Annotated in this window: 28 protein-coding genes; 6 read left to right on the top strand and 22 right to left on the bottom strand. The window is 33.5% G+C overall.

Translation table 11 applies throughout. The annotated features are described in order from the left end of the window. Window position 1: 1 nt before the first annotated feature. From ABS916_RS09640 to ABS916_RS09625, 4 genes are all read left to right on the top strand, one after another. The gene (locus ABS916_RS09640; protein ID WP_350451698.1) at window positions 2-424 is read left to right on the top strand and encodes a hypothetical protein; all 423 of its coding nucleotides are present in this window, start codon (window positions 2-4) and stop codon (window positions 422-424) included. After that, window positions 421-960, top strand: a complete 540-nt coding sequence (locus ABS916_RS09635; RefSeq protein ID WP_350451697.1) for a hypothetical protein — start codon at window positions 421-423, stop codon at window positions 958-960. Before ABS916_RS09640 ends, ABS916_RS09635 begins: the two co-directional genes overlap by 4 nt. Window positions 961-1,263: 303 nt before the next feature. After that, the gene (locus ABS916_RS09630) at window positions 1,264-2,730 is read left to right on the top strand and encodes a hypothetical protein (RefSeq protein WP_350451696.1); all 1,467 of its coding nucleotides are present in this window, start codon (window positions 1,264-1,266) and stop codon (window positions 2,728-2,730) included. Window positions 2,731-2,839: 109 nt separating this feature from the next. Beyond that, a complete protein-coding gene (locus ABS916_RS09625; protein WP_350451695.1) occupies window positions 2,840-4,033 on the top strand; it encodes a hypothetical protein in 1,194 nt (397 codons plus the stop codon). 502 nt (window positions 4,034-4,535) lie between these two features. Here the strand turns inward: ABS916_RS09625 and ABS916_RS09620 are convergent. The 22 genes from ABS916_RS09620 to ABS916_RS09515 all read right to left on the bottom strand — a co-directional run bounded on the left by ABS916_RS09620 (window position 4,536) and on the right by ABS916_RS09515 (window position 15,171). Beyond that, window positions 4,536-4,739, bottom strand: coding sequence for a hypothetical protein (locus ABS916_RS09620; RefSeq protein WP_350451694.1), 204 nt, complete (start codon window positions 4,737-4,739; stop codon window positions 4,536-4,538). A 79-nt stretch (window positions 4,740-4,818) separates the two neighbouring features. After that, complete coding sequence (locus ABS916_RS09615; protein ID WP_350451693.1) at window positions 4,819-5,043, bottom strand: hypothetical protein; 225 nt, start codon at window positions 5,041-5,043, stop codon at window positions 4,819-4,821. 21 nt (window positions 5,044-5,064) lie between these two features. Further along, window positions 5,065-5,817, bottom strand: a complete 753-nt coding sequence (locus ABS916_RS09610) for a hypothetical protein (protein ID WP_350451692.1) — start codon at window positions 5,815-5,817, stop codon at window positions 5,065-5,067. A 65-nt stretch (window positions 5,818-5,882) separates the two neighbouring features. Further along, window positions 5,883-6,266 (bottom strand): hypothetical protein, encoded by a 384-nt coding sequence (locus tag ABS916_RS09605; protein WP_350451691.1) that lies wholly within the window; start codon window positions 6,264-6,266, stop codon window positions 5,883-5,885. Window positions 6,267-7,407: 1,141 nt separating this feature from the next. Then, the gene (locus tag ABS916_RS09600) at window positions 7,408-7,656 is read right to left on the bottom strand and encodes a hypothetical protein (RefSeq protein WP_350451690.1); all 249 of its coding nucleotides are present in this window, start codon (window positions 7,654-7,656) and stop codon (window positions 7,408-7,410) included. An 18-nt stretch (window positions 7,657-7,674) separates the two neighbouring features. Then, window positions 7,675-7,995: a hypothetical protein gene (locus ABS916_RS09595; protein ID WP_350451689.1), complete on the bottom strand. Its 321-nt coding sequence runs from the start codon at window positions 7,993-7,995 to the stop codon at window positions 7,675-7,677. Between the two features lie 50 nt (window positions 7,996-8,045). Further along, a complete protein-coding gene (locus tag ABS916_RS09590) occupies window positions 8,046-8,675 on the bottom strand; it encodes an HAD family hydrolase (protein ID WP_350451688.1) in 630 nt (209 codons plus the stop codon). A gap of 76 nt (window positions 8,676-8,751) precedes the next feature. Next, window positions 8,752-9,138 carry a hypothetical protein gene (locus ABS916_RS09585; RefSeq protein WP_350451687.1) on the bottom strand — a complete coding sequence of 129 codons (387 nt, stop codon included), beginning with the start codon at window positions 9,136-9,138 and terminating at the stop codon, window positions 8,752-8,754. 283 nt (window positions 9,139-9,421) lie between these two features. Further along, on the bottom strand, window positions 9,422-9,847 hold the full coding sequence (locus ABS916_RS09580; RefSeq protein WP_350451686.1) for a hypothetical protein: 426 nt from the start codon (window positions 9,845-9,847) through the stop codon (window positions 9,422-9,424). Between the two features lie 57 nt (window positions 9,848-9,904). Then, the gene (locus ABS916_RS09575; protein WP_350451685.1) at window positions 9,905-10,153 is read right to left on the bottom strand and encodes a hypothetical protein; all 249 of its coding nucleotides are present in this window, start codon (window positions 10,151-10,153) and stop codon (window positions 9,905-9,907) included. A 239-nt stretch (window positions 10,154-10,392) separates the two neighbouring features. Next, window positions 10,393-10,650, bottom strand: coding sequence for a hypothetical protein (locus ABS916_RS09570; protein ID WP_350451684.1), 258 nt, complete (start codon window positions 10,648-10,650; stop codon window positions 10,393-10,395). 18 nt (window positions 10,651-10,668) lie between these two features. Further along, a complete protein-coding gene (locus tag ABS916_RS09565; RefSeq protein WP_350451683.1) occupies window positions 10,669-10,962 on the bottom strand; it encodes a hypothetical protein in 294 nt (97 codons plus the stop codon). Between the two features lie 57 nt (window positions 10,963-11,019). Beyond that, window positions 11,020-11,724 (bottom strand): hypothetical protein, encoded by a 705-nt coding sequence (locus ABS916_RS09560; RefSeq protein WP_350451682.1) that lies wholly within the window; start codon window positions 11,722-11,724, stop codon window positions 11,020-11,022. Window positions 11,725-11,861: 137 nt separating this feature from the next. Continuing rightward, complete coding sequence (locus tag ABS916_RS09555; RefSeq protein ID WP_350451681.1) at window positions 11,862-12,230, bottom strand: hypothetical protein; 369 nt, start codon at window positions 12,228-12,230, stop codon at window positions 11,862-11,864. 158 nt (window positions 12,231-12,388) lie between these two features. Then, window positions 12,389-12,595 (bottom strand): hypothetical protein, encoded by a 207-nt coding sequence (locus tag ABS916_RS09550; RefSeq protein WP_350451680.1) that lies wholly within the window; start codon window positions 12,593-12,595, stop codon window positions 12,389-12,391. A 69-nt stretch (window positions 12,596-12,664) separates the two neighbouring features. Beyond that, window positions 12,665-12,826 (bottom strand): hypothetical protein, encoded by a 162-nt coding sequence (locus ABS916_RS09545; RefSeq protein WP_350451679.1) that lies wholly within the window; start codon window positions 12,824-12,826, stop codon window positions 12,665-12,667. 18 nt (window positions 12,827-12,844) lie between these two features. Next, window positions 12,845-12,985, bottom strand: a complete 141-nt coding sequence (locus ABS916_RS09540) for a hypothetical protein (protein ID WP_350451678.1) — start codon at window positions 12,983-12,985, stop codon at window positions 12,845-12,847. Beyond that, the gene (locus ABS916_RS09535; protein ID WP_350451677.1) at window positions 12,982-13,167 is read right to left on the bottom strand and encodes a hypothetical protein; all 186 of its coding nucleotides are present in this window, start codon (window positions 13,165-13,167) and stop codon (window positions 12,982-12,984) included. Before ABS916_RS09535 ends, ABS916_RS09540 begins: the two co-directional genes overlap by 4 nt. A 200-nt stretch (window positions 13,168-13,367) precedes the next feature. Beyond that, window positions 13,368-13,781, bottom strand: a complete 414-nt coding sequence (locus ABS916_RS09530; RefSeq protein WP_350451676.1) for a hypothetical protein — start codon at window positions 13,779-13,781, stop codon at window positions 13,368-13,370. A 41-nt stretch (window positions 13,782-13,822) separates the two neighbouring features. Then, window positions 13,823-14,212, bottom strand: coding sequence for a hypothetical protein (locus tag ABS916_RS09525; RefSeq protein ID WP_350451675.1), 390 nt, complete (start codon window positions 14,210-14,212; stop codon window positions 13,823-13,825). A gap of 67 nt (window positions 14,213-14,279) precedes the next feature. Further along, the gene (locus tag ABS916_RS09520; protein ID WP_350451674.1) at window positions 14,280-14,762 is read right to left on the bottom strand and encodes a hypothetical protein; all 483 of its coding nucleotides are present in this window, start codon (window positions 14,760-14,762) and stop codon (window positions 14,280-14,282) included. 58 nt (window positions 14,763-14,820) lie between these two features. Beyond that, entirely contained in the window at window positions 14,821-15,171 is a 351-nt protein-coding gene (locus ABS916_RS09515; RefSeq protein WP_350451673.1) for a hypothetical protein, read from the bottom strand. A gap of 1,257 nt (window positions 15,172-16,428) precedes the next feature. On the opposite strand from ABS916_RS09515, the gene ABS916_RS09510 reads away from it, so the two are divergent. Next, on the top strand, window positions 16,429-16,632 hold the full coding sequence (locus ABS916_RS09510; RefSeq protein WP_350451672.1) for a hypothetical protein: 204 nt from the start codon (window positions 16,429-16,431) through the stop codon (window positions 16,630-16,632). 15 nt (window positions 16,633-16,647) lie between these two features. Then, a complete protein-coding gene (locus ABS916_RS09505) occupies window positions 16,648-18,459 on the top strand; it encodes a tail fiber domain-containing protein (RefSeq protein ID WP_350451671.1) in 1,812 nt (603 codons plus the stop codon). Window positions 18,460-18,514: the final 55 nt, after the last annotated feature.

The raw sequence follows: 18,514 nt of genomic DNA, 5'->3' as shown, positions 1-18,514 counted from the left end.
TATGTTAAATCAACATGATAGAGAGTTTATAGTACAATCATTAGGATATGTGTTAGATGTACTAGAAAAGAAAGGCAAGACTATCCAGCTAAGTTCGCTACAACAAATTGAAGAAATTGTAAGAAAGACTAAGGAAATGGTCAAGCCATGGACTGATTTAACTCTTTTGTGGGATTCAACTAATTCAAAGCTAAATGAAGTTAAACAAGAAATTAGTCGGGATTCAAATTTAAAAGCAGCTTTTGAAAAAATTGCTTTATTAAGAATTTCGGGTTCCCATAGTGCTAAAGAGATTGCTTCAGTATTAAGTTCTCTTGCGGAAGATTATTCTGAAGTTGATGGTTATGATCGACTTTATGAGCAAGAATATGCTGCCTTGAAAGTATTAAGTGAACAAGAAATGAAAGGTTGGGGTATAGTATGACAGAATTTAAAAAAGGTGATTTAGTTGAATGTGTTGAAGCTAATTATCAAGAAGGATGGCCTTTTACCTTGCATAAGGCCTATGAAGTATTAGATACTTCAGAAGATGATGTTTGTTCATGGAAATATATAATACTTACAGATGACAATGGAAATACAGTTTCTTATAGAGATGAATATTTTAAATTGTTTAAATTCAAGGAAAATGATATGGTTATCTGTAAAGTACCTGCAGTAAATCTTACAGTTGGGAAGACTTATAAGGTTTTAAAAGAGCTGGAAGATATAGGTAAATCTTTTGTAAAAGTTGCTAACGATGATGATGGGGATGCTCGTTTCTATATGTCGAGTCACTTTATTCTTACGGATGCTGAACCGAAGTTTAAGATAGTAATTGAAGGATATACAATGGACGAAATGCTAGATAAAATTGAAGAAGCTGCTGATGTTTTAAACGATGCTGTTAAATTAGAGAAGGTATATCCTAAGCTTAGGGACCTACTAGACGATAAAACCTTGCCGTTGGACCTTTTTTAAGGGGAAAGAAAAGAAATAAGATTTCCGTCTAATACACGGAAAAACCTGGGGAAAGATGCCGTGTTACACGGTCGTAGGCTAGGTAAGGGATGGGATTTAACGGAAAAAGAGACCAAAAGAGTTGAAAAGTAGCAGAAAGTAGCGGAGTTATGTGGCGCACCCTTTCAGCACCTTTCACGTAGCACTGACCTCCTCCTGGACACGATAATATGCGACCGCCTATTTCCCCATACATATTTGAAAATTTTTATACAAAATGGTATAATATATATATAGTAAGAAATGAAAAGGAGTGCTTTTTGAATGATTCGTAAATTTACCAAGTCAGAGGTCTTAGAAACCTTTATCGAAACTGTACATGAGGAGTCACCTATCGCTTTAGTAGAGCAAACAACTCATGTTAAGTTAAGTCCTGAGTTACATGTGATTATCTCAAATACCATTTCCAAAATGATCAAAAAAGCTTCTCCTGATTTAAGTTTTTCAGTGCAAGTCGATTCTATTCAAGATACTTCATATCATGGCACTAGCACATTTGAAACTTTTTTTAATGCAGATCCAGCCGATGTTCAATTCTATGTATCACGAGAGGCTGATCCAGTATTCTTTAGATTCAACAATGAACAAACTCTAACTACTACTAATATCAGTATTGATTATTACTATCCATCTTCTTGGACTATGACACCTCCTAGGGATGAAGAAGCAGCAATTAGACGTACAATGGACGAAATTTTGTTTGCTTGGGCAATAGTATCAAAAACTTTGATGTCTATACCTATTATTCGTTTTGATGATGAAGACGAAGCTGCTGAAGCAGTGTTCGCCTTTGCCAATACTCTTTTGTTTACTAGAGTGGTGACAGACCCCTATTATTACAAAAATGATTTTATTAGACGCTTGATGTATATCCAAAAAGCTATTAAGGGCAATCAGCCTGCTTTCAATAAGGAATTAGCTACTATTTTGTATCCAGAAAATAAAAAAATTGGTCAACTAGAGGTTCCGGTAGCTACTATCCAACATAATAAACTTACACAATATGGGGAAGACTACCTATCCTGTCATGGACAAGAGCGGTATGAAGAATACTATAAAGTGCTAGAAGCCTTTAAACTCTATGAACTTAAAGGAGAAGGCTTCCTTGAAAAGGATATTTCCGATCATCTTTCATATCGTGTTGGTAGACAACCAGAAGATTTCCACAATTATGACATGAATAAGATGGAGCGAGTAGTAAATAATGATAATTATATGAGAACTCGTCCTCCTATGGTAAGTACAAATTTCAAGGGCATTAGATTCAATGATATTTGTCCATTCACTTATGGATCTCGTGCTTTCACATATATTCATTTTGAAAAAGACTTTGTTTCTCACCTAGAAAAGACTTTCAAACATTTAGACGCTGAGTCTGCTGTTGACATTGCAAGACGTATGGACTTGCCTAAAGATGATGAAGTTAATGATGGCTATGATGTTGATCCTAGTCTGATTGATCTTGATCTGTTTAGCTTCGATTCAAGAGTAGGAAGTGCTAATATGATTGAAGATAAAACAAAAGAAGTCTATAAGAATCATGGTCTCCATGCTGCAGAGCAACGAGCTGCTAAAGAAGCTAAAGAAGGAGCCACCGTCGAGGTTAAGTATGAACCAAGCGATGTCGATCTTCTTGTTGACTCTCTTAGATCAGCAGAACGCATTCGTGACGAACGGCTTGCTGAAGCCATGGCCCAGGCCAGAAGCATAGCAGAAGAAAACCTCTTTTAATAGGGGGCCCTCCCCAAGGGGGCCTAGTTCTTCTTCTCTCTTGGGCACTTAGTTTTAGGAAAATGAATTTCGATTTTCGATTTTCAAATTATGGAAGGGAGTTATCATTTTGAATATACACGATAAACTGAAGGAACTTAAAAACCAAATCTCATTATTAGAATCAATCTCAACAGAGATTATAGACAACAGTACAACTAAAGATGGACGGGAACAGATTTTGAATATCGCTAAGTCCTATGAAATCTTTGAAGACTCATGGAATGCCTTTGGCAGATTTCGTAATGCGATGGAAGTAATCTACTGGAAATATGATTCATCATTTGATCTCCCTCAGTTCAAAACAGATGCCTACGGCTTAGACTGGGTTTATACTATGGAGCATGGATATCTATTGTTGAAAGTTGACACTAGCCGTAACTATAATGCAGTAAGAGTTTTTGGTCTATCTGCTCTATTTGATTCATATAAAGAAAATACTGAAAAGCATACACCTGAATCAACATACTTCTTTGTCATGGATTGCATTACCTATCTACAAAGAGCAGCCCAAAAGATGCTGTCATTACCTATCTTCGATTCTAACGAGTTTATTCTCTCATCTTTGATGTACCACTACTACCTTGACTACCAAATTAACTCAAACTCTTGTCTAAGGCATGTTATGAACGCTAGGGGTAGCTACATCCATGATGATTTCAGACGTATGGTATTTGAAACTAATGGATCGGACCCATTATCAGTTCGTGGCAGCTTGCCTATTCTAAGTCATCTTGCACGGAAGAAAACCTACGGACATTATCGATGGAGTGACTCTGATCCATCTGAATTTGTTAGGGATATGAGAAGCAATAAGGCGCTAAACCTTAGAGAAGCTTTTGCCGAGATGGAACGTCGTCTAGATCATGATCCCGAAGGTAGCAGTGAGGAATTAGAAGAAGAAATTACTTTTCAATGTACTGTTGGTGTTTCTACGCAACAACCTCATTACAACAGTCGGAAGAAGTTCCCTGGTATCAGTACCTATCCTGTTATATTCTTTAATGACAGTTTGCAGCTAGGTCTCTTTGCCACCTGTATGGACCCACGGAGATCAGACTATGGTGAGCAGTGCATCGGTTGGGTTGATTTCGAAAGTAGTGTAAGCGTATATGATAGACATGAGGGTATCTTCAATTGCTTAGAAGATAATATTGTCGATACGTTAGAAGATAACTATAACTTCCTGCTAGAGAAGCTACCTAACCTAGACAAAGACAGATTACGCAACGATATGCTAGATTATATTATAGAAGGCCGCTAGGCCTTTTTTTGTTTTACCGGACCTTAAAAAGGTCTTTTTTTATATTGTAACATATTATTCTAAATAAATCAAGAGGGGGTGGGTAGTGGGCCAAACTCCCAGCTTTTGAAGCAGCTCGTTTAACATAAGAAAAAGTTAGCGTGGTGGTGTCGCAGAGGCTAGGTTCCGGCCGCTCGCGACCGGCCAAAAAATAACACCTCCTTTCTCATAATCCCCTCATTTTGGGATGGCTTGTGAATTTTTCACATTTTAAAATAACAATTTCAGGGGTGAGTTTCGGGATGAAAACTCAATGAAAGCTTGATACATCAACGTTTTGGGAATGTTATTTTATGATTCAAGAACAAGCCCCCTTTGTTATTTAATTGGATTGTGAACTTTTTCACATTAGAAAAAAATTAAAAAATAACAAAAGAAAAATGAGAACTTTCTAATGTTATTTAATTAAAAATAACACTTGTTATTTAATAAGACAATAAAAAAATAATCAGTCGGTGACTGATTATTTACTTGATGAATTTTTAAAGAGTCCGCCGATAAATGATAAGGCAATAGTTATCCAAAACATTTGCCAAAATGTAACAAGGGGAACCGCAAAAAGTTGAGCGATTACATAATTCCACACTAACATTAAAACTAAAGGTGTGATACTAAATAAAACGAATACCACTAAAATAATAAGTAGACCGGCTAAAAATTTTTTCATATTAATTTCCTCCAAAGGGTGTATTTTTTTATTATATTATTAGTAGGGTGTTTTGTTGCTAACACCCTACTATCATTTTTTAAAATTCGATTATATCAGGGTTTGGTTGATATTCTTCTAGCTTGAATTGATATAAATCTTCTAAAATAGAAATTAAAGCATCATCTTTTTCGTTAGGTAAAAAATCATCATCAATAAGATTGAGAAAATGAACAGCTTTTAAAACCATATCTCTCACGTCGTCTACCAACAAATCATCTTCTATAACATTATATAATACGCCACCAATTCTAATTTTAACCATTTTATTCACCATACTTGCGACTTATAAAGTCGCAAGCTCTTTCATATTGATTTCGTTGATTTTGTTTTTGTGGGTAGCGCTAGGAATACGCCAACAATAACGATTGATTTTTTTGTTCATTTTTTTATGTTGTCGGTAGCACCATGCCATGATTTCAGTTTCAATCAAAACATCTTCATAGCCGGTATGCTCTTCCACAAAATCAGTTGTTTTCATAAGCCAATTATAAGCAACTTCTGCGTTTGTTTTTAGATTCCCTGCTTTTGAATAAAAACCATTTTCGATAGCCCACTTTGGAAAAGTTTTCTGAGAAAAAATGGTTTGGCAAGCCATGTGCCAGATACAAGTGATTTCCATTTTTTGACTTACTTCATAAGGGAAAAAGTAAGGATAATTTGTCAATTCACACCATGTATTATTTAAAGCCTTGACAAAATCAAAGTAGGCGTTGTAAGCTGCGACTTGTTTAATATTGTATTCTTTCATCACGTTTAGAATAACCGCCCGAACATATCGCAAAGGTTTCACTTTCATTTGACCTAATCGAATTTTTTCCCGATATAGTGGTAGTTTCGTATAGTAGTAAGCACTTCTCATGAGGGCATCATCATCGAAAATTTCCTCGATTGCGTATGAAAATCTTTCATAGATAACGCCTTTTTTGTCGGTCACTACAAAACCAATATCATAACACAAAGGATTTTTTTCCACGTCGCCCGCCGTTTCAACGTCTAATACTAAAATATAATTTTTTCGCTTGTCAATTTTCTTCACAATTTTTCCCACCTTTTATAATTTTAGGGCTAGGCTTTTACCTAGCCCCGACTTCCTACGCTTGCTTATTTAGCTTGATAGCCTACTTTTTTCTTGTCGCTTGTAGCTTGTGCAACTTTTTCAGCATTTTCAACTTGTTTCAACAAAGCAGTCATTTTTTGAGGTGTAAAGTCTGCGATTTCGCCACCTACTGCTTGAGCAACTTCTGCACTTGTATATGCAATTTCTGGATCGGCTTGTTCAAAGAAGAAAGCGTTGATTTTTTCCACGTGTACCAAGTTTTCTTTTTGCGTTTTAGTCAAGCCACGTTTTTTGCTTGTCGTGCGTTTTTCGTGTTGTTCTTTGCGTTCGTTGATGAAATCAACTAATTCAGTTTGAGCGCCTGCCGCTACCAATACTCGTGCTACTTCTGCAAATTTTTCCGCTACTGTTTGTTTTTTGTTTTCCATGATAATTCCACCTTTTTATAATTTTGTTAGTAAGTCGATCCCTTACTACTCTTTAAGTATAACACCTTTCTTTTTGATTGTCAACACTTTTTTCTTACTTTTTTAAAAGTTTTTTTGTGTTATTCTCAAAGAGTAAAAAGGGAAGTATTCTGTTTTCAAAGGACTTATTTAACTTTATAATTCATTATAGCATATTTTGTTTCACTTTGCAAATCTTTTTGTTCGATTATGAGAAATTTCTAATTTTTGCTTTTTTCCTCATATCTCTTACTTACATACATAGTATAACATTTTCGATCTGAATGGTACTGAGAAAACAGTTATAATTTCATTAGAATTTAATGAGAATTGTTTCTCATTTTAACACAATTGCTTGTGATGTTATTTTATTATTAAATAACACTCGGTGAACTGAGATAGCGTTATTTAATTTCACGCCAGATCCGTAATAGCGCTTACAAATGGCGGTCTATCAAGCTTTCATAGGTTTTCAGAAACTTTCATAAGTATTTTCATGTTATTTTAATTGCGATAAATAACATAACAAAAATAACATGTGAAAAAATTCACAATCATAAAATAACACCCAAGAGGGAATAAAATAACAGTTTCGGGCGCAAAATAAGCTGTGAAATATACACAATCTCTTGTGAAAACACCTGTGAAAGCTTGATATATCAACGTTTTGTCTTGCTCAATAGTTCACAAGGGGTCTACTTATGGGCGAATAAAATAACACCTAAAAATAATAAAATAACAGATCCAAAAACTTGACAAACATTAAATAACAGAGTAAAATTGCGCTCGCCAGCGAGCGGCCGAAAAATAACGTCCTCCTCTGCATCTTTATACATTTTCACAAACTTTGATTTTGGGATTCCGTTTTTTAATTCTTGAAAATGGAAATGAAAACTATGAAAATGAAAATGAAAGCTTGATATACCAACGTTTCGGGGGCCAATTCGGGATATGTTATTTTATTCTTCTTCTCTTGGGCTGTTATATTATTTTATACATTTCACAAACTTCTATGAATAAAATAACGGAACTAGTTTGTGAAAATTTTCACAGACCAAAATTAAATAACATATTATTTTTTTACTATAATATTCTAAAAATAAAAAGGTGAGAAATTCTCACCTTAAATTTTGTAATCTAACATTGATTTTATTTTTTTACTGTGTCTATTATATTTTGCAATCAATCTCTTTTTATTGTGTTTACCTAAAATTTTATAGTATCTACAAACAACTTCTTTGCCTGTAAAATCAAAGCTATCTTTATACATTTCTTGCAATTTTAAAAATGATTTTCCATTCTCACAATATAACGATACAAAGAAATCATTCTTTTTCCCAGAAAAAGCTTGTTCTTTAATTAAACTATACATTTTATAAGCACTTCCTTTTTATAAGTATTTTTCTTTAAATTCTTTTGCTTGTTCTACTGTTTGCTGAATTACAGTTTTAACCACGATTGTTTTTTCTGTTTCTTGGCACACGTAAATTCTAGCGCCTTTTGTGAAAACTCGAAAAGTATTATCTGCCTGTTTTGCTTCTTTATATCTAATATTCATAACTTGAAAATCTTCTAAAATTTGTTTGCGTATAGCATTGTTAGAATATTTTACTTTGTTCCCTTGACTATCGCCAACACGTTCGGCAAACCTTGCCATGCAGTGTTTTGTTATCCATACCTTTTTAGTAAAAAATAGCATTCCTTTCACCACCTTATATTATTATTATAAAGGATAAGAAAAGGCTTGTCAAGCCTTTTCTATTATAAAATTAAATCAATTATCATTTTTTGGGCTAGTGTTTTGAGAGTTTCAAAGGTTGGGTCAACTAACATTTTGTAAGTTGCATGTTTGAAAAGTCCAAAATCGCTTGCCGTATCCCCCCATGCTTCAATTTCATCATATTCATTTAAGTTGTAATTCCATTGTACACAATCATCTTTTTGTGTTTCGGAAAACATTCCCTTTACATTGCCTGTAAAGCATCCATTTTCATCTTTTAAATATTCTGTTGCGTGATAATTACATTGTAGAATATCAGCTAAATGTTTGATAAGAAAGTCGCTTGAACCAGTCACAAGGCAAACCTCATAGCCCTCTTTTTGTTTATCCTTGATTCTACCTAGTGTATCGTACCAGTTATCAGTTTTTGCAAAAAATTTTGCGATGAAAGTTTGTGCTTGCATATCACTTTCTCTCAAGCCTGTAATTTGTGAACGATAATTTTCGGCAACCGCCACAATCAAACTTTCGTTTTTCATATCTTGTGACCAAGCTTTATAAGAACCATCATCTTTTATGATACCTTGTTCAATTAAATAGCCAGCGTGTGATAGAACCACGCTCTTTTTCGTTAGTGTACCGTCAACATCTGTTAGAATTAATTTTTTCATTTTGTTCCCACCTTTTTATAATTTAAGTAATTGCTTTCCCTTACACTTATTATTATAAGGGAAAGCAAGAAAATTGTCAAGCGTTTTTTATACTTCTTTGCACAATTATTTTTTCAATTTTTTTATCTGTACCAGAAATAAAATCTTTGAAAGCATAGCCATTTAAATCGTTGCCTACTTGTTCATTATTTTCATCATAGGCAATAACAATGCTGTTTAAACCAGAATAAACGCTATAATAAGAAAGTTCTTTATAATAAGAAACATCTTTATTTCTTACTACTTCTAATAATTCTAAACTTTTTTTATCATCAATTTTTTCTTCACCAGAATAAACTTTCTTATTTCTGAAATAGACTTTAATCTTTAATTTTTTAAATAGTTTGTTGTATCGAATTTTTACGATACCTTTTTCTTTCCCCATTGATTTTAATTGGATTGGTTTTTCATAAGTTTCAAACATTTTATAAACACTTCCTTTTCTTATTTATATATTCATTATAAAGGAAAAAGAGTTAAAAGTCAACTCTTTTATCCTAATTTTTCAAACATTTTCGTAAATTTAACCCACTCTTTGAAAGTTATGATTCTCTCTGATTCTAAGTTATAAAGAAAATCTGTAAAACTTTCCTTTTCGTTCCCTCTAGTTTCCCAAAGTCTTTTAATTTGATAATATCTTTTTTTCTTGCTTACCATTTTTATCATTCCTTTCTATAATACTATTATAAGGGATAAAGGGTTGAAAGTCAACCCTTTATTTTATAAGTTTTTGGCGAACCGCCTAAGTCGTCAAGCTTTCCCTCACTAGCTAACTTTTTCAAAGCGTGTGGCGTTTGTCTGTTTGAAAATTTATCGCTGACTAATTTCCATAAGTCTTTGCTTTTAAATTCTTTATCTTTGAAAGCTACCAAAATTACATCTTCATATATCCATTTTAGATTGCTTTCACTTGTGATAGTACTTTGTTCTTTCTTATCCTTTTTAGCTTGTATCTTTGCTTTCTTTTCTTCTTTTTCCTCGCTTGTTTCTCTTTCAGCGTCGAATTTGTCAAACTCTCTTAATTCAATCGCTTCAGCAAGTGAAAGTTTTAGGCTTTCTTTTGATACCATATTTTCGATTAGTTCCCAGTCGTGCTTAGTGATTTTTTCGCCATTGCTGAATGTTTCAATCATCTTTATCATTCCTTTCTATATTTATATTATAGCAAAGCCTTAACATATTGTCAAGGCTTATTCATCTAAAAAGTCTAAAAAGTTTTCACATTCTGCCGTTAAGGTTTTGAAAAATTCTAACGCTTCTAAAAACGATTTGTTTAGGTATTCTTTATAGATTGGATCTTTTTCGTAAAAGTTCCCAAAGTTTGTGATATAATACACAAGCCCTTCATTGTCCACACCAGCCCAGAAATCACTCGCAGCTTCAACACCATATTTTTTTACTAACTCAGTAGCATCTTGTTCGATTTTCTCGTAGTCCATTTTTATCATTCCTTTCTATATTTATATTATAGCAAATTAAAAAGAAAAAATCAACTAATAAATTCATGAGCGCCCGATTAAAATTCTCTCACTTTTGGGATAATTAAATGAGAAAAAATTAATTAAAATATTCCGATTTTTTTCTTGACAAAGACCTGATTTTGTGGTAAAATTTCGGATCGCTTGCGGAAACTGTGAAATATTTCACAAGGCAGCCAAATAAAAAAGATAGCTTATAGCTATCTTCCAAATAATTCTAATATAATCACACAAAACCAACCCCAACCAACAATAAATACACATAGAGTAGAAACTATACCTTTAAGACTAAAAAATTCACCTATTACAATTATATAGCCCGTATAGACAAGAGGTGTAAAGGCTAAAAAGGCAATTACCAAAAGAAAAATTATTCCTATAATAAACATACCAGCTTTTTCTGTAAAGTTTTCTCTCTTTTCTATTTTCTTTCTATTTCTGATTTCGATTCTATTCATTTCTTTCACTCTCCTTTTTTATATCTCTTCATTTAATTCACTCTTACATTCATCACATAACCATTGGAAATTAATCTTTCCGCTGATTTCATGAATATAAGGATTGATATCCACATGAATTTTATTTTTCCTTTTGCAATAAGCACATTCTTTCTTTTTATTTGTGTCTTTTTTAAACTGTTGAACTCCTGCTTTTATTAGGGTTTCAAAAAGCAAAGATTCCTCACTGCTAGAAAGTTTTTTCTCAAAATCAATTTGTTGCAAACAATTCAGTATGTTTTCATAATTAGTTGCTTTTGTCATTTTTATCATTCCTTTCTATACTATAATTATAAAGGAAAAAGGGCTTAAAGTCAAGCCCTTTTTTTATTATTCTTCTTCTTTTGTATTGACGATTTTCCAAGCTTGCGTATTAATTTCATAAGCGTGCAAAGGAATGCTTTCTTTTTGGTTTAATAGGTGGTGTAAAATTTCTGTTTCATCAAGACTATCTTGCAAAGCCGTATGTTCTTCAATATAACTTGGATTGTTAGTGATAAATTGAAAAGTTGATTCAGCGGACGTTTTTAAATTCCCTTTTTCAGTCGTTAGATTATGCTTGCGAGCAAACTCTTTATATTCTTTCGTGTTAAGAATTGTATAGGCGCTTGCGTGCCACAAGTCAATCAGAAATTTATCATCAAAGAGAAATTCACGACCTAACAAGAATTGAGTAGTCTTATCAATCACTCGCAAATCAAAACCGAGGTTATAAGCTGATACAAATTCAACATTGTGTTTGTTCATATCTTTCGTAAGTTGTGCAATAATACTTTTCCAGTTTACGACTTTCATTTCTTTATTTAAAAGCTTAGTGATATAAGTTGCCTTGTCCACTACCTCGCTATCAATCAAGAAAGCTTTTTTCTTTTCCAAGGCTTGCAATCGAAATTCTTCCACCATGTAAGAACGGGTTTGTAAAATTTCACCTTGTCTGTTTGAAATAGTCCAACCAATATCAAATACCGATTGATTAGGCATATTATAGCCCTCTTTTGTTGTTTCTGTATCAATAACTAGGAATGTTTCTTTCATTTAACTAACCTCTTTCGTTTTATAATTTATTTTGTTTCCTTACTACTCTTTTATTATAGCATTTAATGAAATGAATTGCAACTACTTTTTAAAAAGTTTTGGGAAAGAGTTTTGTTGCTAACTCTTTCCCAACAAAATTATTTTGCTTGGTAAGCGACTTTTTTATCTTTGGTTACTTTTTCAAATTCATCATTATCAACTAGCGGTTTCATGATAGCAGATAATTTTTGCGGTGTGGCATCATCTAGCCCAATAGCCTGACCAATTTCAGCAAGTGTCAAAGCGTTTTGTTCGGTCATTTCAGAAAAGAAAGCACGTACTTTATCCATGTTTTCGGCTTTTTCTTTTGCAACTTTGCTTGTGCCTTTTTTGTTGCGTTTTGCGCTATCTTGTTTCTTTTGTTGTGCAAGCATTGTTTCCAATTTTTCGACTAATTCTTGCGGTTCTTTGATTTTTTCTAGTGCCAATTCCAATGCTTGTGCCTTTGTCATTTGTTTGTTTTCCATGATATATTCCACCTTTTTATAATTTTTTTGTAGTATCTTTACTACATTTATAGTATAAAACATTTTGAAATGTTTGTCAAGTGTTTTATACTATTTTCTAATAAAGATTTTTTTATTGCTTTTCTATACTCTTATTATAACTTAGAAAGAAAGGCTTGTCAAGCCGTTTCTTTCCATTTTCCAGCGATAAAATCTAATGATAAGTAGCTGATTAAAGCGGTAAAGACTACCATTACCAAACTACTCAAAGCCCAAAAACCATTTTGCGCTATAATGTAATAGGTGTAATAGGCTGGTAGAAAAATTGTGCCACCAAAGAAGAATAACAAGAAAGCTACCAAGAAAAACCAATTTTTGATTGTCATTTAATTCATTCCTTTCTTTACTATATACATAGTATACCATAGCCTTTTGGGCTAGTCAAGTGTTTTGTGTTAAAAATTTAAAATTGTGATATTTTCGTTTTTGTACTTTTCTTGTAAGTCTGCTTTTGCTTGTTCGTATGAATCGGCATAGATCGCTTCATGGAAAACAGTGTTATAACCGCTATCCATATTAATTTGACCTTCTTTGATGAAATGTAAGTGATAAGTCATTTTTATCATTCCCTTCCTTTATCTTGATTTAAGTATAACACTTTCTAGTTCTTGTGTCAAGCGATTAATTGCTCTTTCTGCTTTTTCTTTTCTAGCAAGTTCCTTTGCCTTTTGGGTTCTTTTTGCTACAAGTTTCATTCTCAAATATTTGTTTTTCATTTTGTTTCCTCCTTGTTGATTTCATTAAATATTTTTGTCAAGGCATCAAATTCTCTTTCGGTGAAATATGCTTCCATAATCATTTCAGGGTCGTAAATACCATACATACATAAGAAGATAGCCCCATTTTTTTGCTTTTTAACAGTTGTTTGAGTTTCTGAAGTTTTTAACGTTTTTTGCATTTTTATCATTCCTTTCCTTTACTATATATATAGTATAGCACGATATAGAAACTATTTCAATTAAAATATCATTAAACTTTTCTAATGTATTTCTCATTGTAAGCGCTTTCATTTTGGGGGTTCTCTGGTTTCTGCGGGGCGTTCTCACCTCTCCTTATATTTATATTATAGCAGAAAAAAATAAGCCCGTCAAGGCTTATTTATAAATTTTCCCATTTATTTCTTTGTTCTCGATATGCTTTTGCTTCTTGTTCTTTTGCGTTATGAAGCATAATCATACTCTTACCTATCTTAGTTTCTTTAATTTCTTTAGTTTCTTTTATTTGTTCTAATTCATTTAAAACTTCTTTTGAATAATCTTGATAAGTTTTAAATGAGCTAGATTCATCTAAGATTATATTAATCTTTTTTCGTTTCAAGAAGAAAGTTTTATATTCTTCTTGCTCTAATCGGATAAGTTGTATGATTAAAGAGTCTTCTGGCAGCCAATCTAACTGTACTTTCAAAACATTATAGCCAAAACACTTTTCGGGGTCTACCTCAATTAGCTTAACATTTTCCTCATTTTTATAATAGTGTTTTCTGATATATTGACAATCGTTCATTTTTATCATTCCTTTCTATATTTATATTATAGCAAAGAAAAAAGCCTTTGTCAAGGCTTTATTTCAACTTTGTAATATTTTCCGTCTTGAAAGAAAAACAAGTATTTGTAAATTTTAGGATAGCTTGTTTTATATGTTTTGATTTCGTTTTTTGTTCCTTCTTTCATTTGAGTATAATCAGCCGGTATTTCAAACGTACCATTTTCATTTGAGTAAGTAAAATATTTATCACCAGATCGGGATCGAGTAAAACTACCAGTTGCAAAACTTTCTATTTGGATTGGTGTGTCTGATTGAATAGCCTTATCACTTACCATAAAGACACCAACTAATAACAACATTCCGCCTAAAATTAAAGTTCCTAAAAATCGAAAAAGCCAATAAGTATCACACTTCTTATCTAATATCCATAAAACAATAAACAGTAAAATAAACAACATTTTAAAACACTTCCTTTCTCTTTATACTTATATAATAGCAAAGAAAAAACCTCTTGTCAAGAGGTTTTCAATAATCTTTTAGCAATTCTTTTTCTTTAAGCTTTTTGTTTAAGTCTGCTTTTAGGATAGCGTAATTTTCATCTGATATATTAGATTTTTTAATTTGTTCTAATAACTCCAAATCTTTTTGTTCTAACTCGTTCCGTAACTTATAACAAGGAATATAAAGACTTGTGTTAGCCGTTTTATTTTCGTCCATTAAGGTTACTCTTGCAAATTGTACATAAGCCGTATCAATATCAAAGCCGATTGAAGTCCAGTCGGTTGATTTAATTTTTTCATACCATTCAGGTTTTAATAAGAAATAACCAAGATAGTATTTTGTTCCATTATCATCTAATTCATAGCCATCTCTAATATAATATTTTTCCCCTCTTTTGCTCATAGCTTTAACTAATCTTTTTCGTCTAATCCATTCATAAATAGAACCGACAACAAGAAAAACTGTGAAAGCTACCAACAAATAAAAAACAATATCTGATACCAACATTTTAAAACACTTCCTTTTCTTATTTATATATTTATTATAGCAAAGCCTTGACGTTTTGTCAAGGCCTTTCACAAAAAAGTTTTGTCAATTTAATAAATTCATCTTGTTCTAATACATTGTCAAGGTAGCTTTTTGGGTACTCACTTAATGAATAACCATATTCATTTACCAAAGTATCAAAATAAATTTGATAATCATTTTTCATTTGTCTTTGTTTTAATAGTTTGCGTGGCATTTCTATCCAAGATATATGCCGACCATCATCACGTACAATTTTAATATATAGACTTTTGGGATGTTCGGGCTTCAGGTTTGCAATTTTAAATTCATTCTGATATACATAAGGACTACAAAGATAAAACCTAACTACCTTTTCATTCTCATATATGATATTACTTAACTCTATCATTACACTAACCACCTTTCTATTATCTAAAATAAGTATATCATTTTAGAAATCATTTGTCAAATGAGAATATTTTAATCTTAAACATTTCTTAATAATTTAATATAACAAGTGTTATTATTGAATGCGCCCAACCCTTGATTAGTACGTGAAAAACTTCACAAGATAGTCACTCTCTTTTGGGGAAAAGGGAACAGGCGTTCGCCCAAGAGGGAAGGAAAGAAATGTATTTGAGTATTGGGAACGTATGTTCGTTTTCAATTTCGGACGCTTATTTTCTATTTTTTAAATAACAAGTGTTATTTATTTGCATAGAATAACAGGTGTTATGTTTGAATACGTTAAATAACATATGTTATTGTAAGCGCTTACATGAGCGATGCGTCATTGGAAGGAATATGAAAATTTTCTGAAAGAATGAAAAATGTTTTGTATATTTTCATGAAACTTACATTAGCAGCTCGCTGTCAAGTAAATATTCTTGGCGCACGTATGTTCGCTTTTATTCACAGCACCTCGATGATTGGACTAGACCACTCTATGAGAGACCCTCAGCAATGTTAGTGGCCTAGGCGATGCAGCCAAACATATGTTCGTATACACTAATTCCAATTTTTTAAATAACAAGTGTTATTTATTCGGACACTGAGGTGGTGAACAATTATGAATACAGTGGAAAAATACAGTATCATTAAAATATAGCTCTATTATGTAAGCGCTTACAAAAATTCAACGCTTATTTGCTAAAGATTAAATAACAAGTGTTATTTAATAGTCACTACCAAGTGGTGTTAAGGGGAACATATGTTCGATTATTATGTAAGCGCTTACATGGCATTCACAGCACAGCGGTGAGCTAATTGCTAAGTATAGAATAACAAGTGTTATTTATTCATACGGTGGATTGGAAAAAGGTTTTGGGGAAAGGATTCCAATACCCAAATACATATGCCAGAATGGAAATCGAACTTGAGACTGAAATCGTTTTCATATTTGCATTGGACTCAGAGGGCGCTCGGAGGGGGTGGGTTTAATGCCCGATTGGAAGCGCTTACAAAATTGTCAAGAAAGGTTCACAGGGGGATGGTTCTGGGATTTGTGAAAATTTCACAAGGGAAAAGACAAAAGCCGCGGCAACTACTCACAGCAGATATTTTTTTTTACCATGGCGTCTGACAGTCCCTAGCCGTCTAACGTGGTCGGGTACTCATTGATAATATTTGCCCGCTAATCTCCAAATGTTTAGAGGAGGTTTTGCAAATGGGTAAACATATTATTGAAGAAGAAGCCCTAACAGGCAGTGGATTCAACCTAATTAAAGTAGAAGATGGCGACGAGATTACCGCCGACAATACAAACAGAGTTTTAAATGTCGTAGGGGACGGCACTGTTGACCTCGATGTAGAAAATAACAAATTAAAAATAACAACTAGGGTTCCTGTATTTAAGACCCTGGATTGGTAAGGAGGAAAAGGGCCCATGATTAATTTTCACAAGAAAACTGGACGCCCAGCCAGTGTCCAAAAAGGCCACGAGGATGTATGGTTCTCAACAACAGGTCTCTACGCATCAGCTAATGATGGCTCGGCCCGACTAATTACAGCGGCCACTTTGACAGGTAATTCTGTCCCTGTTGGGGTACCAGTAGAGCCAAACATGCTTTATTTTAATAAAACAACTAGAAAACATTATATTTCAACTGATCAAAAATGGGTTGAAATTCCAACAGCTGGTATTCCTGGATCAGGAACTGGTGGGGGCAATGCAAGTAACGTTATGATTGCCGACGCTGGTAATTGGTATACTAGTAACGACGTTGAAGGAGCATTATCAGAAATTGGGGATCGCCTACCTCATTTATTAGGAACAGGATTGTTACCTAACTATGGCGCAAATACTTATGATATTAAGACTGGTTCAGAGTATTTATTAAATACAACAGCAACTAATAAACCATCGAGCGTTACTTCATGGATGACTAGTCGTAAATCAAGCACGGGCGACATATATGGCTTGGCTGTTGATAAAAATGGACAAGTCTTTTCTCGTGTAAACAATTCATTTACGCAGTTAGCTAGAAAGGCTGATTTAGATACTACTAACAATGCTATTTCGGCGTTAAATAGTAGCTTGGCGGCTAATTGGAAAGTAAAAGATATTACAGCAGGGCTATTTACTACTGTGGCAGCGGGCGCCAATGGCGTTTACACAGTGGGGCTAAATACTGAGGCACAAAATTTACTAAATGGTGTCAAGAACGGTAACTATGTTAAAAAAGCCGGAGATACTATGACTGGTAATTTAACAGTGCGCTCAGGTGGTACGGGTATTGTCTATGTTCGTGATGCAACAGACTCAACTTATATTGGTATGCGTGCCGGAGATACAAGTGCGGGATTATATGACTATAAAAATCGTAGAGGAATTTTATCAAGTTATACTGGCGGATATTTCTATCTGAACGGTTATGGTAAAAATACTTCACACATTCAAGTACAACATAAATTGAATTTTGAAACAACAAGAACTGATGGGGGCTATGCGTTTGAAATGCACTCTCATGGTATTAACAGCACTCTTTATATCCAGAATAAAAACTCACGCTTATTATTTGGTGGAGATAGATATGGGGCCTATATCACATCAGCAAGTGCTACTGGATCAAGAGCTAACTTGCGCTTCGCTCATATTAGTGGGGGTAACTTGCCAGCTGTTAAATTTGAGACAACAGTACTTCATAGTACGACTCGTATTACAACAGGTAGTGGAGTCCACATTGGGGCCAACGAAACTGGCTCAGGTGGTATTGCTGGTAGCGAAAGAGAAGGGGCCAAGTTATATCTATTCCCTTATTCTCATAATGGTAGTGCGGCCCAACGTAGAAGATATGCCGCTATTGGATTTGATGCTAGACAAGATTTAGTGACAATTCATACTGCCGACCGACGCTGGGATTTATCTGCTGGTTATGCCAACTCAAGACAAGCTAGAATTGCCGCTGGGGCATTTATCGTACGTTCAAGTGAGACCGTTAAGGATATTCATGGTGAATTTACAGAGAATGTACTAGAAACAGTTAAGAAAGTTAAACCTTATATCTACAACTATAAAGGATCTCCTGAAAAACCTGAACTAGGGTTTATCGTAGAACGAGGAGTGCCTACTTTGCTCCAAGAGGGTAAAGGAGACGATAGAGGACTTAACTCTTATAGCTTGGTGGCCTACCTATGGAAAGCCGTGCAAGAATTGACCGAAAAAGTGGAAAAATTAGAAGAACAAGTAAAAAGATAGGAATTTTCCTATCTTTTTTTTATTTTTTACTTGACAAATGATTGAATAGATGCTA

The sequence above is a fragment of the Carnobacterium sp. genome, from assembly GCF_040274945.1.
Taxonomy (GTDB): Bacteria; Bacillota; Bacilli; order Lactobacillales; family Carnobacteriaceae; genus Carnobacterium_B.
The sequence above is the reverse complement of the archived record's forward strand: the minus strand, read 5'-3'. Positions and strand labels throughout refer to the sequence as shown.

Coding starts and splice junctions, on each gene's coding strand:
- ABS916_RS09550 (WP_350451680.1), bottom strand. CDS start 12,595: ATGACAATCAAAAATTGGTTTTTCTTGGTAGCTTTCTTGTTATTCTTC.
- ABS916_RS09525 (WP_350451675.1), bottom strand. CDS start 14,212: ATGTTGTTTATTTTACTGTTTATTGTTTTATGGATATTAGATAAGAAG.
- ABS916_RS09605 (WP_350451691.1), bottom strand. CDS start 6,266: ATGGAAAACAAAAAACAAACAGTAGCGGAAAAATTTGCAGAAGTAGCA.
- ABS916_RS09505 (WP_350451671.1), top strand. CDS start 16,648: ATGATTAATTTTCACAAGAAAACTGGACGCCCAGCCAGTGTCCAAAAA.
- ABS916_RS09590 (WP_350451688.1), bottom strand. CDS start 8,675: ATGAAAAAATTAATTCTAACAGATGTTGACGGTACACTAACGAAAAAG.
- ABS916_RS09575 (WP_350451685.1), bottom strand. CDS start 10,153: ATGGACTACGAGAAAATCGAACAAGATGCTACTGAGTTAGTAAAAAAA.
- ABS916_RS09615 (WP_350451693.1), bottom strand. CDS start 5,043: ATGGTTAAAATTAGAATTGGTGGCGTATTATATAATGTTATAGAAGAT.
- ABS916_RS09555 (WP_350451681.1), bottom strand. CDS start 12,230: ATGGAAAACAAACAAATGACAAAGGCACAAGCATTGGAATTGGCACTA.
- ABS916_RS09545 (WP_350451679.1), bottom strand. CDS start 12,826: ATGACTTATCACTTACATTTCATCAAAGAAGGTCAAATTAATATGGAT.
- ABS916_RS09560 (WP_350451682.1), bottom strand. CDS start 11,724: ATGAAAGAAACATTCCTAGTTATTGATACAGAAACAACAAAAGAGGGC.
- ABS916_RS09515 (WP_350451673.1), bottom strand. CDS start 15,171: ATGATAGAGTTAAGTAATATCATATATGAGAATGAAAAGGTAGTTAGG.
- ABS916_RS09580 (WP_350451686.1), bottom strand. CDS start 9,847: ATGATTGAAACATTCAGCAATGGCGAAAAAATCACTAAGCACGACTGG.
- ABS916_RS09540 (WP_350451678.1), bottom strand. CDS start 12,985: ATGAAAAACAAATATTTGAGAATGAAACTTGTAGCAAAAAGAACCCAA.
- ABS916_RS09570 (WP_350451684.1), bottom strand. CDS start 10,650: ATGAATAGAATCGAAATCAGAAATAGAAAGAAAATAGAAAAGAGAGAA.
- ABS916_RS09640 (WP_350451698.1), top strand. CDS start 2: ATGTTAAATCAACATGATAGAGAGTTTATAGTACAATCATTAGGATAT.
- ABS916_RS09620 (WP_350451694.1), bottom strand. CDS start 4,739: ATGAAAAAATTTTTAGCCGGTCTACTTATTATTTTAGTGGTATTCGTT.
- ABS916_RS09630 (WP_350451696.1), top strand. CDS start 1,264: ATGATTCGTAAATTTACCAAGTCAGAGGTCTTAGAAACCTTTATCGAA.
- ABS916_RS09565 (WP_350451683.1), bottom strand. CDS start 10,962: ATGATAAAAATGACAAAAGCAACTAATTATGAAAACATACTGAATTGT.
- ABS916_RS09635 (WP_350451697.1), top strand. CDS start 421: ATGACAGAATTTAAAAAAGGTGATTTAGTTGAATGTGTTGAAGCTAAT.
- ABS916_RS09535 (WP_350451677.1), bottom strand. CDS start 13,167: ATGCAAAAAACGTTAAAAACTTCAGAAACTCAAACAACTGTTAAAAAG.
- ABS916_RS09510 (WP_350451672.1), top strand. CDS start 16,429: ATGGGTAAACATATTATTGAAGAAGAAGCCCTAACAGGCAGTGGATTC.
- ABS916_RS09530 (WP_350451676.1), bottom strand. CDS start 13,781: ATGATAAAAATGAACGATTGTCAATATATCAGAAAACACTATTATAAA.
- ABS916_RS09600 (WP_350451690.1), bottom strand. CDS start 7,656: ATGTATAGTTTAATTAAAGAACAAGCTTTTTCTGGGAAAAAGAATGAT.
- ABS916_RS09520 (WP_350451674.1), bottom strand. CDS start 14,762: ATGTTGGTATCAGATATTGTTTTTTATTTGTTGGTAGCTTTCACAGTT.
- ABS916_RS09585 (WP_350451687.1), bottom strand. CDS start 9,138: ATGTTTGAAACTTATGAAAAACCAATCCAATTAAAATCAATGGGGAAA.